A 14,602-nucleotide genomic window follows, 5' to 3' on the forward strand; every position below is an offset into this window, starting at 1 on the left:
GCTGCGCGGTCCGGCTGACAAACCCGTCTACGCATGCTCCAACGGCGCGAAACCCGCTGGGGTTCCCGGACGTCCTACAGGGGTTGGACCCCTGTCAGTGGGACGCCGTCCCTCCAGGGTGCCTCAGCCGCCGTATACGTGAGGCGCGAGCGTACCGACGAACGGCAGGTTCCGGTACTTCTCCGCGTAGTCGAGGCCGTAGCCGATGACGAACTCGTTGGGAATGTCGAAGCCGACCCACTCCACTTCGATCGCGACCTTCGCGGCCTCCGGCTTGCGCAGCAGCGTGCACACCTTGAGGGAAGCGGGCTCACGGGAGCCGAGGTTGGAGATCAGCCAGGAGAGTGTGAGCCCGGAGTCGATGATGTCCTCGACGATCAGGACGTGCTTGCCCTTGATGTCGGTGTCGAGGTCCTTGAGGATCCGCACCACTCCGGAGGACTGGGTGCCCGCCCCGTACGAGGACACCGCCATCCAGTCCATGGTGACGGGGGTGGACAGGGCCCGGGCCAGGTCCGCCATGACCATCACGGCGCCCTTGAGGACACCGACGATCAGCAGGTCCTTGCCCGCGTACTCCGCGTCGATCTTCGCGGCCAGCTCGCCCAGCTTCGCGTCGATCTCTTCCTTGGTGATGAGCACCGACTTGAGGTCGGTGCCCAGGTCTTTCGCGTCCACCCGCATCACTTTCGGTCGTCCCACCGGCTGCTTCCCGGCCCTCCCCGAAGAGGAGCCGCTCCCCGAAGGGGTTGCCCTCCGGGGCGGGTCGCTCCCCGAAGGGGAACCCTTTTTCAGCCTTGCCGAATCACCAGTCTGCCACCCTGCCGCTGGGCGACGACTTTGCCCGGGAGGTTGATGGCTCCCTGGCCGCGCCAGCCGGTGATCAGCCGGTCGACCTCTTCGATGTGCCGGGCGAACAGCGAACCGGCGGGCGCCCCGGCCTCGATGGCGGCGCGACGCAGGATGCGGCGGCGCACGGCGGGCGGCAGGGCGTACAGCTTGGCGCACTCCAGGAGGCCCGTGGCGTCGCGCACGGACGCCTCGGCCTGACCCGCCCACGCGTCGAGCGCGTCGGCGTCGTCACGGGACAGCTGGGCCGTACGGGCGAGTGCCTCGACGACGCCCTTGCCGAGCGCCTTCTCCAGGGCGGGCAGTCCCTCGTGGCGCAGCCGGGAACGGGTGTACGCCGGATCCGCGTTGTGGGGGTCGTCCCACACGGGCAGGGACTGGACCATGCAGGCCTTGCGGGCGGTCTGCCGGTCGAGGTGCAGGAAGGGGCGGCGGTAGCGGCGGGCGGCTCCCGGCCCTCCGGAGACGGCGGCCATTCCGGACAGGGAACGGATGCCGGAGCCGCGGGCCAGGCCGAGCAGGACGGTTTCGGCTTGGTCGTCGCGGGTGTGGCCGAGCAGGACCGCGGCGGCGCCGTGGCGCTCGGCGGCGGCGTCCAGGGCGCCGTAGCGGGCGTCGCGGGCCGCGGCCTCGGGTCCGCCGTCCCTGCCGACGCTGACGGCCACGGACTCGACGGGGGCCAGGCCGAGTTCGCCCAAGCGCAGCACCACCTCCGCGGCACGCAGGTCGGAGCCGGGCTGCAGGCCGTGGTCGACGGTGACACCGCCGGCGCGGATGCCGAGTTTGGGGGCTTCGAAGGCGAGGGCGGAGGCGAGCGCCATGGAGTCCGCGCCGCCGGAGCACGCGACGAGCACGAGCGGCGGGGGCGGCTGCTCGTGCGAAGTGCCGGGGGAGCCGAGGGAGGCAGCGGGGGCGGAGGGGGCGTCAGGGGAGGGCGTGTGGTCGGTGAGGACGTCATGGAGCACGCGGCGGACCGCCAGGCGTATCGCCGCGACCGCAGGATGGGGACCCATGTCCGGTTCCCTTCATGAAATTGTCGGGGGGTGAGCCCGAGGTTCGGTCACTCAGAGTGTGTAGATGGTGACAGAACCGGGCCGTTCCCCGAGCATTGCACGCCTACCCATCGCTCACGGTCCCTCGGACGGGTGATTGGAGGGGCGTTCACCTGCCGTCGGCCGGATTCGATTCACGACTCTGCCTTACGGTGCACCCGCGCGACCCAGTCCGCCGGTTTGGCGATCTCCGACTTGGTGGGGAGCGTGTTCGGTGAGGTCCACACCCGGTTGAAGCCGTCCATGCCGACCTCGTCCACGACCGCGCGTACGAATCGCTCCCCGTCGCGGTACTGGCGCAGTTTGGCGTCGAGGCCCAGGAGCTTGCGCAGGGCCAGGTCGAGGCGGGAGGCGCCGCGGGCGCGCCGCTGCTGGAACTTCTCGCGGATCTCGGCGACGGACGGGACGACGGCGGGGCCGACGCCGTCCATCACGAAGTCGGCGTGTCCCTCCAGGAGGGACATCACGGCGGTCAGCCGGCCGAGGATCTCGCGCTGGGCCGGGGTCTGCACGATCTCGACGATGGAGCGCTGGTCGTCGCCCTCCTCGCCCTCGGGGCGGCCGCCCGCGAGGGACTGGGCCGCCTCGCGGATGCGCTCCAGAACGGTCATGGGGTCGACCTCGGTCTCTCCCAAGAAAGACTGGATTTCGCCCTCAAGGTGGTCACGCAGCCAGGGCACGGCCGTGAACTGCGTGCGGTGGGTCTCCTCGTGGAGGCAGACCCAGAGCCGGAAGTCGTGGGGCTGGACGTCGAGTTCGCGCTCCACGTGCACGATGTTCGGCGCGACCAGGAGGAGCCTGCCCCCGCCGTTCTCGCCGGCCGGGAGTTCGCGGGTGGCCGGGGCGAAGGTCTCGTACTGGCCGAGGACCCGGGAGGAGAGGAAGGACAGCAGCATGCCCAGCTCGACGCCGGTGACCTTGCCGCCGACGGCGCCCAGGACGGCTCCGCCGGGGGTGCTGCCGCGACGTTCCTGCATCTTGTCGAGCAGCGGTTTGAGCAGTTCCCGGAACCCGGCGACGTTCGCCCGGACCCAGCCCGGGCGGTCGACGACGAGGATGGGGGTGTCGTGGAGGTCGTCGCCACCCATCCGCGTGAAGCCGCGGACGTGCTCCTCCGAGGCCTTTGCGTGCCGGCGCAGCTCTGCGACGACGGCCCTGGCCTCGTCGCGGCTCACTTCTGGGCCCGGCCTTACGAGCCGGGTCGCGGTCGCCACCGCGAGATTCCAGTCGACCATCTCCGCACCACCGATGCTCGTCATGCAGTCAACCGTACGTGAGCGCTGCCGCTTGGGGCAGGGAGTGGGACGGTGGGGCTGTACGGCAGTACCTCGGCTGCGGGCCGTCCGTGGCTGGGCGCGCAGTTCCCCGCGCCCCTGTCGGCGCCCCTGCGGGGCTCGCCGACAGCGGCGCTCTCAGCTGCAGCCGCAGGTCGCCAGTGTCGATGCCAGGGTGTCCAGGCCCTTCTGGGTGGCTGTGGGCTCTGTGGGTGGGTCGGAGGCTGTCAGGAAGGCGAAGGCCAGGAGGTGGCCGTCCGTGTCCACGACAGTGCCCGCCAGGGTGTGTACGCCGGTCAGGGTGCCCGTCTTGGCGCGTACGAGGCCGGTGCCGGGCTGGCCGGCGTAGCGCCCGCTGAGGGTGCCGGTGAAGCCGGCCACGGGGAGGCCCGTGAGGGCGGCGCGGAGCTCGGGGTGGGCCGGGTCGGCGGCCTTGGCCAGCAGGGCGGTGAGCAGGTCGGCGGTGAGCTTGTCGGCGCGGTCCAGGCCGCTGCCGTCGGCGAACTGCGCGCCCTTGAGAGGCAGTCCGAGCTTCTTCAGCTGCTTGCGGACGGCGGCGCCGCCGCCCTTGAAGCTCGCCGGTTCGTCCGCGGCGACGGCCGTCTGGCGGGCCAGGGCCTCGGCGATGTCGTTGTCGCTGTTGGTCAGCATGCGTTCGACCAGGGCGGACAGGGGCGGGGACTGCACCGTGGCGAGGGCCTTGGCGCGGTCGGTCGCCTTGGCGGGCACGGGGTCCGTGGTCTTGATGCCGCGGGCCTTCAGCAGGTCCGCGAACTTCTTCGCCGCGTCGGCCGCCGGTTCCTCGGTGCGCTTCGCGGTGCCGCTGGAGGTGTCGTCGAGACGGCCCTCGTCGGCCATCAGGGCGGTCACCCGGGCCACATTGGTGTTGTCGAGCCCGATCGGGTGCACGTCGGGGCCCTCGTACAGCGAGGTGTCGTACGAGAGGGTCACCTCGCCGGTCTTGCGGTCCTTGAGGGCTCGGGCGGTTTCGTCGGCGAGGGTGCGCAGGCTCGCGTTGCCCTCCGCGTCCTTGCGGGCGGTCAGTGTGGGGTCGCCGCCGCCGACGAGGACGACCTTCTTGGTGTCGGGTTCGAGGACCGTACGGGTCGCGATGCGGTGGTCGGCGCCCGCCGCGGAGAGGGCCGCGACGGCCGTGGCGATCTTCGTCGTGGACGCCGGGGTCAGCGCGTCGCCCGCGCCCTTGCCGTACAGGCGCTTTCCGGTGGCCAGGTCGACGACGGCGGCCGCGCGTTCGGAGCCCAGCGCGGCGTTGTCGAGGAGCGGGCCGAGGACGTCGGCGAGGGCCTTCTCCGTGGGGGACGGACCGGCGCCGACGGAACCGCCGAGTCCGGTGAGCACGGACGCGGCGCTGGGGGCGGGCGCCGGCGCCTTTCCGGACGTACCGGACACATGACCGTGATCTGCGCCACCTGCGCGCCCCTGCGATGCGGCCCAGTCGCGCTCCGCCGTACGCTGACCGGTGGAGTCCCAGGGCCCGGCCGCAGTGACCACGGTGGCCGCCACGACGAGTCCGAGGGTGGCGGCGCCCGCCGTGAACTGCGCGGTCGACGGCTGCGTGACCAGCGGCTTCACGGCTCCTGCGGCCCGGACGAGCGGTGGCTTCACGGCTCCCACGGCCCGTACGAGTTGCGGTCTCACGGACCGCGCGACCCGCACCACATGCGGTCTCGCGGCCCGCCAAGCCTTCAGCTCTGGCACGACCACCAGCCCCTTTCGCGATCACACACCTGCGTGAGGGACACTTAACCACCAGAACTATGTGCTGATCATGGAGGAGCCACCGGTGGAGTTCGACGTCACGATCGAGATTCCGAAGGGTTCACGGAACAAGTACGAGGTGGACCACGAGACCGGTCGGATCCGTCTGGACCGTCGCCTCTTCACCTCGACCAGTTACCCGGCCGACTACGGCTTCGTCGAGAACACCCTCGGCGAGGACGGCGACCCGCTGGACGCGCTGGTCATCCTGGACGAGCCGACCTTCCCGGGCTGTCTCATCCAGTGCCGCACGATCGGCATGTTCCGTATGACGGACGAGGCCGGCGGCGACGACAAGCTGCTGTGCGTGCCCGCGCACGACCCTCGCGTGGAGCACCTGCGGGACATCCACCACGTGTCGGAGTTCGACCGTCTGGAGATCCAGCACTTCTTCGAGGTCTACAAGGACCTGGAGCCCGGCAAGTCCGTCGAGGGCGCCAACTGGGTGGGCCGTACGGACGCCGAGGCCGAGATCGAGCGGTCCTACAAGCGGTTCAAGGAGACGGGCGGTCACTGACCCCCCGTGGCCTGAGGGCCGCGTGACCCCGACCGGGTCGCGCGGCCCCTTTGTCTGTCGGTGCGCATACTGAGGCGTACCGGATGTGCGATTCAGGAGTCGTGGGTGACCGAGCCGGAGGCGGAAGACCGTAAGCCGCAGTCGGACGAGGCGAGGAGTGCGTTCGTCCCGCCCGCCGGTGTGGTGGCGCAGCCCGTGCCGGTCGAGGAGGAGTCATCGACGACATCGGAGTTCGCGCTTCCCAAGGGGCTGGACGTCCCGCAGGTGCCCGCCGCCGATTCTGAGGGGTCGGCGTTCAGCACGCCGAGGACGTACAGCGCCAAGCACGCGCCGCTCGCCTTCACCCCGCCCACCGGCATACCGCGGGTCGATCTCACCAAGGACGTTCCCTGGCAGGACCGGATGCGCACGATGCTGCGCATGCCCGTCGCCGAGCGGCCCGTCCCCGAGACCGTGCAGAAGACGGAGGACGAGGGTCCGGCCGTCCCGCGCGTGCTCGACCTGACCCTGCGTATCGGCGAGTTGCTGCTCGCGGGCGGCGAGGGCGCCGAGGACGTGGAGGCGGCGATGTTCGCCGTCTGCCGCTCGTACGGCCTGGACCGCTGCGAGCCGGGCGTCACCTTCACACTGTTGTCCATCTCGTACCAGCCGTCGCTGGTCGAGGATCCGGTGACCGCGTCGCGGACCGTACGGCGCCGGGGCACCGACTACACGCGTCTGGCGGCCGTCTACCAGCTCGTCGACGACATCAGCGACGAGCAGATCGATGTCTCTCTGGAGGAGTCCTACCGGCGGCTCGCGGAGATCCGCCGCAACCGGCACCCGTACAGCGGCTGGCTGCTGACCTTGGCCACCGGGGGCCTCGCGGGCGCGGCCTCCGTGCTCGTCGGCGGTGACGCGATCGTGTTCGTCGCGGCCGCCGTCGGCGCGATGCTGGGCGACCGGCTGGCGTGGCTGTGCGCGGGGCGCGGGCTGCCGGAGTTCTACCAGTTCACCGTGGCCGCGATGCCGGCCGCCGCGATGGGTGCCGCTCTGACGATCGCGCACGTCGACGTGCGGGCGTCCGCGGTGATCACCGGTGGGCTCTTCGCGCTGCTGCCCGGACGTGCGCTGGTGGCGGGCGTGCAGGACGGGCTGACCGGCTACTACATCACCGCGGCGGCCCGGCTCCTGGAAGTCATGTACTTCTACGTCGGCATCGTCATCGGCGTCCTGGTGGTCCTGTACTTCGGCGTGAAGCTGGGCGCGGAGCTCAATCCGGACGCGGCCCTGCAGTCCTCCAACCGGCCGGGGTGGCAGATCGCCGCGTCGATGCTCCTGACGCTCTGCTTCGCGGTGCTGCTCCAGCAGGAACGTTCCACTGTGCTGATCGTGACGCTCAACGGGGGCGTGGCGTGGAGCGTGTACGGGGCCATGCACTACGTGGGCGAGATCTCGCCCGTCGCCTCCACGGCCGCGGCGGCCGGGCTCGTAGGGCTGTTCGGGCAGCTGCTGTCGCGCTATCGGTTCGCTTCGGCGCTGCCCTACACCACTGCGGCGATCGGGCCCCTGTTGCCGGGGTCGGCCACGTATTTCGGGCTGCTGGCGATCGCTCAGAACGATGTCGACGAGGGGCTGGTGTCGCTGACGAAGGCGGCCGCCCTTGCTATGGCCATCGCCATCGGGGTGAATCTGGGGTCCGAGATTTCCCGGCTGTTCATGCGGTTGCCTGGTGCGTCCGCCGGGGCGCGGAGGGCGGCGAAGAGGACCCGCGGGTTCTGAGGTGCGGGTCCTCTTGGGGCGGCTTTGGATCCGGGTGGCTGATGTCCCGTGGCCGGGTGCGGGGGCGTTGTGGCTGGTCGCGCAGTTCCCCGCACCCCTGGAGGGGCGTCAGTTCTGCGGGTAGTTCTGGCCGTACGGGTAGCCCTGGTTCTGGTTCTGGTCCTGGGGGTACGGGGGCTGGGGGTACTGCTGCTGGTTCTGGGGCGGGTAGTTCTGGGGGTACTGCTGGGCGTACTGGCCCTGGTCCTGGGGGTAGCCGCCGTAGTTCTGGTCGTAGCCCTGGTCCGGGGTGTAGGGCTGCTGTTGGTACTGCTGGTTCTGGCCGCCGTTGCCGTGGTTGCCGTAGTAGTCGTCGTGGCCGGTCGGGCCGTTCTGGCCGGTCTCGTGGGCCGGGGGGATGCGGCGGAGCTGGGTCGTCCGGTCGTCCATGGCCTGCGGCGCCGGGGGCTGCTGCTGCGGGTTCTTCTTGGACTTGCTGCGGGCCCGCATGAACTCGATGATGATCGGGACCACCGAGATGAAGACGATCAGCAGCAGGATCGGCTCGATGTTCTTCTTCACGAAGTCGATCTGGCCGAGCCAGGAGCCGAGCAGTGTGACGCCCGCGCCCCAGAGGATGCCGCCGACCACGTTGAAGATCAGGAACGAGCGGTACTTCATGCCGCTGACACCGGCGATGATCGGCGTGAACGTACGCACGATGGGCACGAAGCGGGCCAGGACCAGGGACTTGGGGCCGTACTTCTCGAAGAACTCGTGGGCCTTGACCACGTTCTCCTGTTTGAAGAGGCGCGAATCCGGCCGGGTGAAGAGCGACGGCCCCACCTTCTTGCCGAACATGTAGCCCACCTGGTCGCCGACGATCGCGGCGATGCAGATCAGGACGACGGCGGCCCACAGCGGGAAGTCCAGCTGGTTCGACGTGATCAGCAGACCCGCCGTGAACAGCAGCGAGTCACCCGGCAGGAAGAAGCCGATGAGCAGGCCGGACTCGGCGAAGACGATCAGGAGCAGGCCCCAGATGCCGAACGAGTCCAGTAGGTAGTCCGGATCCAACCAGCTTGGGCCGAGGGCAAGCGTCGTCGTCACGATTCCGGACTCCTGAGGGTGGTGGATATGCGGCAGGCGAGGGTGTGGCCGACCAAAGTTATCAACGCAGCATGAAGGGTCCAGGTTCCACCGGCTCTTACAGGATGCACTGTGCCCCGACTGGGACAAAGCTGTGAGCCATGGGAATCGAAGAATACGGCGGCGGTCAGGGACCCCAGCCCGACGTACTGGTCGTGACGACGAACGATGTGCCCGGCTACCGGGTCGAGCAGGTCATCGGTGAGGTCTTCGGGCTGACCGTGCGCTCCAGGCATCTGGGCAGCCAGATCGGCGCGGGTCTGAAGTCGATGATCGGCGGCGAGCTGAAGGGCCTCACCAAGACACTGGTGGAGACCCGCAACCAGGCGATGGAACGGCTCGTCGAGCAGGCAAGCGCGCGCGGCGCCAACGGTGTGCTGGCGTTCCGCTTCGACGTGACCGAGGCGTCGGACGTCGGGACGGAGGTGTGCGCGTACGGCACGGCCGTGGTGATGGTCAAGGAGTAGCGCGGCGGCGGTACGGGGGTAAGGGGCGCCCACCATTGCGAACGCCCCTTACCGCCCTCCACCGGCAGGCACTCACCGATCGCCTCGGCCCTCCTGCCGCCCGCGCCGTCAGGCCTCGTGCCGAGCCGCGTTCGCCGTGATCGCGTCCCTCAGGTGTTCGGCGAGCCCCGGGCGCATGGAGTCGTAGAACTCCTTGAACCGCTCGTCCGACACGTACATCTCGCCGAGGCCCCGGTGGATCTCGTACGAGCAGTCGTAGAACCACTGGCCGATGTGCTGCCGGTGTTCCTCGGCCATGTCCATGGCCCGCTCCCCCGTGGCGGGCTCGCCGGCCTCCATGAGGGCGTCGTAGCGTTCGCCCCAGGAGGCGACCTCGGCCTGCATGCGCTTCCAGTCGTCCTTGGTGTAACGGGCGGCGCGGCGCTGCGACTCCGCGTACGCCTCGGTGCCGCCCCAGCGGCGCTCGGCCTCCTCCGCGTGTTCCTCGGGGTCCTTGTCGCCGAAGACCTCGAACTTCTCCTCGGGTGTGAGGTTGATGCCCATCGTGCGTGCCTCCATGGCGTGCTCCACGGCCGTGGCCATCTTCTGCAGCTTCTCGATCCGGGCGGTCAGCAGTTCGTGCTGGCGGCGCAGGTGCGCGCGCGGGTCCGTCTCCGGGTCGTCGAGCAGGGCCCCGACCTCGTCGAGCGGAAAGCCCAGCTCCCGGTAGAACAGGATCTGCTGCAGCCGGTCGAGGTCCTCGTCGCCGTAGCGCCGGTGGCCCGCGTGACTGCGCTCGCTCGGTACGAGCAGCCCGATCTCGTCGTAGTGGTGCAGCGTCCGCACCGTCACCCCGGCGAAACCGGCGACCTGTCCCACGGAGTAGCTCATCGTCTCCGCTCCCTCCTTTTCGGTACGCACCTCAGGCTGAGGCCTCACGTCACGTGAGGTGCAAGCCGGAATCCATCGGCCGAATCCGCCCGGCCCGAATCCACCTGGTGCCATGCCGGTTTTACCCGCTTATGACGAGGTGGTGGCCCACCATGGAAGCCCGACCCCACCGACCGGAGGACCCATGCCGCTGCACACCGGCCCCAAGCAGCCCGACGAGCGTCCCGCGACCGTCAACCCCTTCTACGGGCAGGCGAATCCGGTCGGCGGCATGACCGAGGCCCCGCCCAAGCACCGGCTGCCGGACGGGCCGCTGCCGCCCTCCACCGCGTATCAGCTGGTGCACGACGAGCTGATGCTGGACGGCAACTCCCGCCTGAACCTCGCCACCTTCGTCACCACCTGGATGGAACCGCAGGCCCGGGTGCTGATGGACGAGTGCAGCGACAAGAACATGATCGACAAGGACGAGTACCCGCGCACGGCCGAGCTGGAGCGGCGGTGTGTGGCGATGCTCGCCGATCTGTGGAACGCGCCGGATCCGTCCGCCGCCGTGGGCTGTTCGACGACGGGGTCCAGCGAGGCGTGCATGCTCGCGGGCATGGCGCTCAAGCGGCGCTGGACCAAGCGCAACGCGGACCGGTATCCGGGAGCCCGCCCCAATCTCGTCATGGGCGTCAACGTCCAGGTCTGCTGGGACAAGTTCTGCAACTTCTGGGAGGTCGAGCCGCGCCTGGTGCCCATGGAGGGCGACCGGTTCCACCTCGACCCGCAGGCCGCCGCCGAACTCTGCGACGAGAACACCATCGGCGTCGTCGGCATCCTCGGTTCCACCTTCGACGGGTCGTACGAGCCGATCGCCGAACTCTGCGCCGCCCTGGACGAGTTGCAGTCGCGCACGGGTCTGGACATCCCCGTCCACGTCGACGGCGCGTCCGGCGCTATGGTCGCTCCCTTCCTCGACGAGGACCTGGTCTGGGACTTCCGGCTGCCGCGCGTCTCCTCCATCAACACCTCGGGGCACAAGTACGGCCTGGTCTACCCGGGTGTCGGCTGGGCGCTGTGGCGCTCGGCCGACGAGTTGCCGGAGGAGCTGGTCTTCCGGGTCAACTACCTGGGCGGTGACATGCCGACCTTCGCGCTCAACTTCTCCCGGCCGGGGGCGCAGGTCGTGGCGCAGTACTACACCTTCCTTCGGCTGGGCCGCGAGGGCTACCGGGCTGTTCAGCAGACGACGCGGGACGTCGCCCTGGGGCTCGCCGAGCGGATCGAGGCGCTCGGCGACTTCCGTCTCCTCACCCGGGGCGACCAGTTGCCGGTGTTCGCTTTCACAACGTCTCCGGACATCACCGCGTACGACGTCTTCGACGTGTCCCGGCGCATGCGGGAGCGTGGCTGGCTGCTGCCGGCGTACACCTTCCCCGAGAACCGTGAGGACCTGTCCGTGCTGCGGGTGGTGTGCCGCAACGGGTTCTCGTCCGACCTCGCCGAGCTGTTCGTGGAGGACCTGGGCCGTCTGCTGCCCGAACTGCGGCAGCAGTCGCATCCGCAGACGCGGGACAAGGGGGCGGCGACCGGCTTCCACCACTGAGCGGGCCTTTCTCCGGTCAGTCGCCGTCCCCCAGTTCGAACCGGTGCCAGTGGATGCCGTCGGCGGATATCCGGAAGGACCCTGCACCGAAGCTGTCCGCCCACAGGTAGCCCAGCGGTGTCGCGGTGACGGAGCCCGAGAAGCCTCGCCCGCCGCTGCCCCGCTGGAAGGTGCCGCCGCCGTCGGTACTGCGCCAGACGCCGTCCTCGCCGTGGACGGTGAGGCTGCCGTCGGCGGCGACCACCAGGTCGCCGAGGCTGGAGCGGGGCTCCGCCCCCTTGCGGTGCCTCCAGACGCGCTGCCAGGTGTGGCCGGCGTCGGTGCTGCGGTGGATGGCCCGCAGGCCGTTCTTCACGGTGTCGTCCTCGGGCAACTGGCCCGTCTCCAGGGCATACAGCGTGCCGTCCGCCTCTGTCACGCGCACATGTGATGCCCGGTCGGCGCCCGGGAGCGGGGCCCTCCTCCATGTGCGCCCCCGGTCCTCACTGGCGGCCAGCACGGGCCGGGCCGTTCGCGGGTCGTCGGCCGCGGCGAAGAGCACGTCTGTCCCCTCTGACGGGTTCACGTCTGACGGGTTCGCGTCTGACGGGTTCGCGGCTCCGCCCCTGAGGGCGACCTCCCCCGCCGGGCTCACCACCCCTTCCAGCGGCGGCTGCGTGGCCAGCACGCGGAACTCGCCCGTGTCGGGCAGAACGACGAGCAGCCGGGACCGCTCGCAGTAGCTGTTGTCGTCCAGCACCTTCACGCAGTCCTGGACCAGAGCGCCTCCCTCGGGCACCACCGGGATCGTCCCCGAGGGTTTCTCCGAGCCCGTCCGCCAGGTGCGGCCGCCGTCGGGCGTGAACCAGGTCCGGTACGTCGGCGGCCAGACGCCCTCGGTGATCAGCGCGCGGCCTGGGCCCAGTCCGGTGAGCCCGACGGTGATACCGAGATCGCCCGTCACGTCCGGCAGCGGCGAGCGCACCGGGCGCCAGGCGTCCGCTCCCCTGTCCAGCACGGCCACGCTCTGCCGGCAGCGCTTCTCCCCGCACTGCGCGAAGAGCGCGAAGCCGCTGCCGTCCGCCGCGAAGCCGACGCCGGAGGGGTTCCCCGGCAGCCCGGGTGCCGACGGGATCCGGGGAGGCGTCACCCCGGATCCCGCCGGATCGGCCGCGGCGCCCGAGGACCCGGCCGACGAGGCCCCGGCGGGCGAAGACCTCGCGGCCCCCGCCGCACCGCCCCCTCCCGGCTCGGCCTCGGCGCACGCCCCCAGCAACGCCGACACCCCGAGCACCGCGGCCAGAACCGCGGCGGCCCTCCTCCTCAGCCCCGACCACCCCATGGAATCCCCCGATCAGCGACGAACCGATGCCCCGCCGCGCTCCTCGCGCAGCGTCTGCTTCTGGTACACCGCTCGCCGCGATCGGGTTCCCACTTCGTCCCGGCGACTTCGCCGCGGGGGTGACCGACCCGCGCCGGGACCGGCCCGTACCGACGCCTGGCCCGTACTCACACCCGGCCCGTACTCACGCCCGGCCCGCCCCGGCAGCCACCCCGTACCAGCCCCCGCCCGGAGCCCCTACTTGCTCAGCGCCCCGAACCTCCGTACCGCCAGCGGGAAGAACACTGCGACCAGGGCCAGCGGCCAGAGCACCGCCAGCAGTTGGGCGTGTTCCGCCGCCCAGGACGTGCTCACGGCGCCGCCCTCGTTGCCGAAGAGGTCACGGACCGCGGTGGCCGTCGCCGACATGGGGTTCCACTCGACGGTCGCCCCCAGCCAGCCCGGCATGGACTCGGGGGTGGCGAAGGCGTTGGACAGGAAGCTCACCGGCCAGACCAGGATCTGCACGGTGGCCACCAGTTCGGGCCTGCCCGCGACCATGGCCAGGTAAATGCCCATCCACAGCATCGCGAACCGCAGCAGGAGCAGCAGGCCGAGCGCGCCCAGGAAGGCCGCGAACGAACCGTGCCAGGTCCAGCCGACCGCGAGCCCGACGCCGACGAGGACCACCAGGGAGAGGGCCGACTGCAGCATGTCCGCGGCCGAACGGCCCACGAGGACGGAGCCGCCGGTCATGGGCATCGACCGGAACCGGTCGATCACGCCCTTGTTGAGGTCCTGGGTGACCGCGACCATCGTGGCGTCCAGGCCGAAGGCCATGGTCAGCGCGAACATGCCCGGCACCAGGTACTCGCGGTAGTCGCCCGAGACGCCGCTGCCGCCGCCCATCAGATAGCCGAACATCAGCAGCAGCATCACGGGGAACGCCAGCCCCACGAAAACCTGGACGGGTTGGCGTGCCCAGTGGGCGAGTTCGCGCCGGGTCATGGTCCAGGAGTCGGTGACGGCCCAGCTCAACGACGTACTCACGCGGCCTCCTCGGTCTTGCCGGTCAGGTGCAGGAAGACCTCGTCCAGGGTCGGCCGGCGCAGCGCGATGTCCTCGGCCTCTATCCCGGCCTCCTCCAGGGCACGTACGGCCCCGGCGAGGGCCGTCATGCGGTCGGTGACCGGGGCGCTGAGGAGGCGCCGGTCGGTGTCCACGGAGAGGGTGGCCTTGTCGAAGGGCAACAGGGCCACGGCGGCGCCCAGTTGGCCCGCGTCGTGCAGTACGACGTCGATCCGGTCGCCGCCCGTCTTCGCCTTCAGCTCGTCCGCCGTGCCGTCCGCGATGACCTGGCCCCGGTCGACGACGGAGATACGGTCGGCGAGCTGGTCCGCCTCCTCCAGGTACTGCGTGGTGAGCAGCACGGTCGTGCCGCCGCCGACCAGGGAGCGCACCGCGTCCCACACCTCCGCGCGGCCTCGCGGGTCGAGGCCCGTCGTCGGCTCGTCCAGGAAGAGCACCTCCGGTTCGGTGATGAGTGAGGCGGCGAGGTCGAGCCGGCGCCGCATGCCTCCGCTGTACTGCTTGACCGCCTTGCGGCCCGTGTCCGCCAGGCCGAACCGCTCCAGGAGCTCGTCGGCCCGCACGCGCGCGTGGCGGGCACCCAGGTGGTAGAGGCGGCCGAACATCTCCAGGTTCTGCCGTCCGCCGAGCTCCTCGTCGAGCGCCGCGTGCTGGCCGAGCAGTCCGATCCGGAAGCGCACCTCGTGCGCGTCGGTCCGCACGTCGTGCCCCGCCACCTCGACGCGGCCCTCGTCGGGCCGCAGCAGGGTGGCCAGAATGCGGACCAGGGTCGTCTTGCCCGCGCCGTTCGGCCCGAGCACTCCGTGCACCGTGCCGCGCCCGACGCTCAGGTCGAGCCCGTCCAGCGCGTGCTTGTCTCCGTACCTCTTCCGTACGCCCTCGACGACGATCACGTCGGTCATCGGGCTCCCTTCACCTTCGAGTA

The 14,602-nt window shown here is 70.6% G+C and carries 13 protein-coding genes; 4 read left to right on the forward strand and 9 right to left on the reverse strand.

All coding sequences use genetic code 11. The annotated features are described in order from the left end of the window. Positions 1–123: 123 nt before the first annotated feature. The 4 genes from hpt to dacB all read right to left on the reverse strand — a co-directional run bounded on the left by hpt (position 124) and on the right by dacB (position 4,900). Positions 124–684: a hypoxanthine phosphoribosyltransferase gene (hpt, locus tag ACFWXQ_RS31245; protein WP_266507467.1), complete on the reverse strand. Its 561-nt coding sequence runs from the start codon at positions 682–684 to the stop codon at positions 124–126. 107 nt (positions 685–791) lie between these two features. Further along, on the reverse strand, positions 792–1,862 hold the full coding sequence (gene tilS, locus ACFWXQ_RS31250; protein WP_383935734.1) for a tRNA lysidine(34) synthetase TilS: 1,071 nt from the start codon (positions 1,860–1,862) through the stop codon (positions 792–794). A gap of 173 nt (positions 1,863–2,035) precedes the next feature. Continuing rightward, positions 2,036–3,160, reverse strand: a complete 1,125-nt coding sequence (locus ACFWXQ_RS31255; RefSeq protein WP_200397454.1) for a zinc-dependent metalloprotease — start codon at positions 3,158–3,160, stop codon at positions 2,036–2,038. Positions 3,161–3,313: 153 nt separating this feature from the next. Further along, positions 3,314–4,900, reverse strand: coding sequence for a D-alanyl-D-alanine carboxypeptidase/D-alanyl-D-alanine-endopeptidase (dacB, locus tag ACFWXQ_RS31260; RefSeq protein WP_383935733.1), 1,587 nt, complete (start codon positions 4,898–4,900; stop codon positions 3,314–3,316). 79 nt (positions 4,901–4,979) lie between these two features. On the opposite strand from dacB, the gene ACFWXQ_RS31265 reads away from it, so the two are divergent. Then, positions 4,980–5,471, forward strand: a complete 492-nt coding sequence (locus ACFWXQ_RS31265) for an inorganic diphosphatase (protein ID WP_033321679.1) — start codon at positions 4,980–4,982, stop codon at positions 5,469–5,471. Between the two features lie 105 nt (positions 5,472–5,576). After that, positions 5,577–7,232 carry a threonine/serine exporter ThrE family protein gene (locus ACFWXQ_RS31270; RefSeq protein WP_383935731.1) on the forward strand — a complete coding sequence of 552 codons (1,656 nt, stop codon included), beginning with the start codon at positions 5,577–5,579 and terminating at the stop codon, positions 7,230–7,232. A gap of 108 nt (positions 7,233–7,340) precedes the next feature. On the opposite strand, the gene ACFWXQ_RS31275 is transcribed toward ACFWXQ_RS31270, so the two are convergent. Beyond that, a complete protein-coding gene (locus tag ACFWXQ_RS31275) occupies positions 7,341–8,321 on the reverse strand; it encodes a DedA family protein (RefSeq protein ID WP_383935729.1) in 981 nt (326 codons plus the stop codon). Positions 8,322–8,461: 140 nt separating this feature from the next. Between ACFWXQ_RS31275 and ACFWXQ_RS31280 the strand changes: the two genes are divergently transcribed. Continuing rightward, positions 8,462–8,827 (forward strand): YbjQ family protein, encoded by a 366-nt coding sequence (locus tag ACFWXQ_RS31280; RefSeq protein WP_383935727.1) that lies wholly within the window; start codon positions 8,462–8,464, stop codon positions 8,825–8,827. A 108-nt stretch (positions 8,828–8,935) separates the two neighbouring features. Here the strand turns inward: ACFWXQ_RS31280 and ACFWXQ_RS31285 are convergent, their stop codons facing one another. Then, positions 8,936–9,697 carry a MerR family transcriptional regulator gene (locus ACFWXQ_RS31285; RefSeq protein WP_383935725.1) on the reverse strand — a complete coding sequence of 254 codons (762 nt, stop codon included), beginning with the start codon at positions 9,695–9,697 and terminating at the stop codon, positions 8,936–8,938. A gap of 184 nt (positions 9,698–9,881) precedes the next feature. Between ACFWXQ_RS31285 and ACFWXQ_RS31290 the strand changes: the two genes are divergently transcribed. Next, positions 9,882–11,288, forward strand: a complete 1,407-nt coding sequence (locus ACFWXQ_RS31290; protein ID WP_383935723.1) for a glutamate decarboxylase — start codon at positions 9,882–9,884, stop codon at positions 11,286–11,288. Between the two features lie 16 nt (positions 11,289–11,304). Here the strand turns inward: ACFWXQ_RS31290 and ACFWXQ_RS31295 are convergent, their stop codons facing one another. The 3 genes from ACFWXQ_RS31295 to ACFWXQ_RS31305 all read right to left on the reverse strand — a co-directional run bounded on the left by ACFWXQ_RS31295 (position 11,305) and on the right by ACFWXQ_RS31305 (position 14,579). Further along, positions 11,305–12,609 (reverse strand): WD40/YVTN/BNR-like repeat-containing protein, encoded by a 1,305-nt coding sequence (locus ACFWXQ_RS31295; protein WP_383935721.1) that lies wholly within the window; start codon positions 12,607–12,609, stop codon positions 11,305–11,307. Between the two features lie 237 nt (positions 12,610–12,846). Beyond that, entirely contained in the window at positions 12,847–13,596 is a 750-nt protein-coding gene (locus ACFWXQ_RS31300; protein WP_383935794.1) for an ABC transporter permease, read from the reverse strand. Between the two features lie 38 nt (positions 13,597–13,634). Then, positions 13,635–14,579 carry an ATP-binding cassette domain-containing protein gene (locus ACFWXQ_RS31305; protein ID WP_383935720.1) on the reverse strand — a complete coding sequence of 315 codons (945 nt, stop codon included), beginning with the start codon at positions 14,577–14,579 and terminating at the stop codon, positions 13,635–13,637. Positions 14,580–14,602: the final 23 nt, after the last annotated feature.

The sequence above is a fragment of the Streptomyces sp. NPDC058697 genome (assembly GCF_042715345.1).
In the GTDB taxonomy this organism is placed as follows: Bacteria; Actinomycetota; Actinomycetes; order Streptomycetales; family Streptomycetaceae; genus Streptomyces; species Streptomyces liliifuscus.

Coding starts and splice junctions, on each gene's coding strand:
- hpt (WP_266507467.1), bottom strand. CDS start 684: ATGCGGGTGGACGCGAAAGACCTGGGCACCGACCTCAAGTCGGTGCTC.
- tilS (WP_383935734.1), bottom strand. CDS start 1,862: ATGGGTCCCCATCCTGCGGTCGCGGCGATACGCCTGGCGGTCCGCCGC.
- ACFWXQ_RS31255 (WP_200397454.1), bottom strand. CDS start 3,160: ATGACGAGCATCGGTGGTGCGGAGATGGTCGACTGGAATCTCGCGGTG.
- ACFWXQ_RS31280 (WP_383935727.1), top strand. CDS start 8,462: ATGGGAATCGAAGAATACGGCGGCGGTCAGGGACCCCAGCCCGACGTA.
- ACFWXQ_RS31285 (WP_383935725.1), bottom strand. CDS start 9,697: ATGAGCTACTCCGTGGGACAGGTCGCCGGTTTCGCCGGGGTGACGGTG.
- ACFWXQ_RS31290 (WP_383935723.1), top strand. CDS start 9,882: ATGCCGCTGCACACCGGCCCCAAGCAGCCCGACGAGCGTCCCGCGACC.
- ACFWXQ_RS31295 (WP_383935721.1), bottom strand. CDS start 12,609: ATGGGGTGGTCGGGGCTGAGGAGGAGGGCCGCCGCGGTTCTGGCCGCG.
- ACFWXQ_RS31300 (WP_383935794.1), bottom strand. CDS start 13,596: ATGACCCGGCGCGAACTCGCCCACTGGGCACGCCAACCCGTCCAGGTT.
- ACFWXQ_RS31305 (WP_383935720.1), bottom strand. CDS start 14,579: ATGACCGACGTGATCGTCGTCGAGGGCGTACGGAAGAGGTACGGAGAC.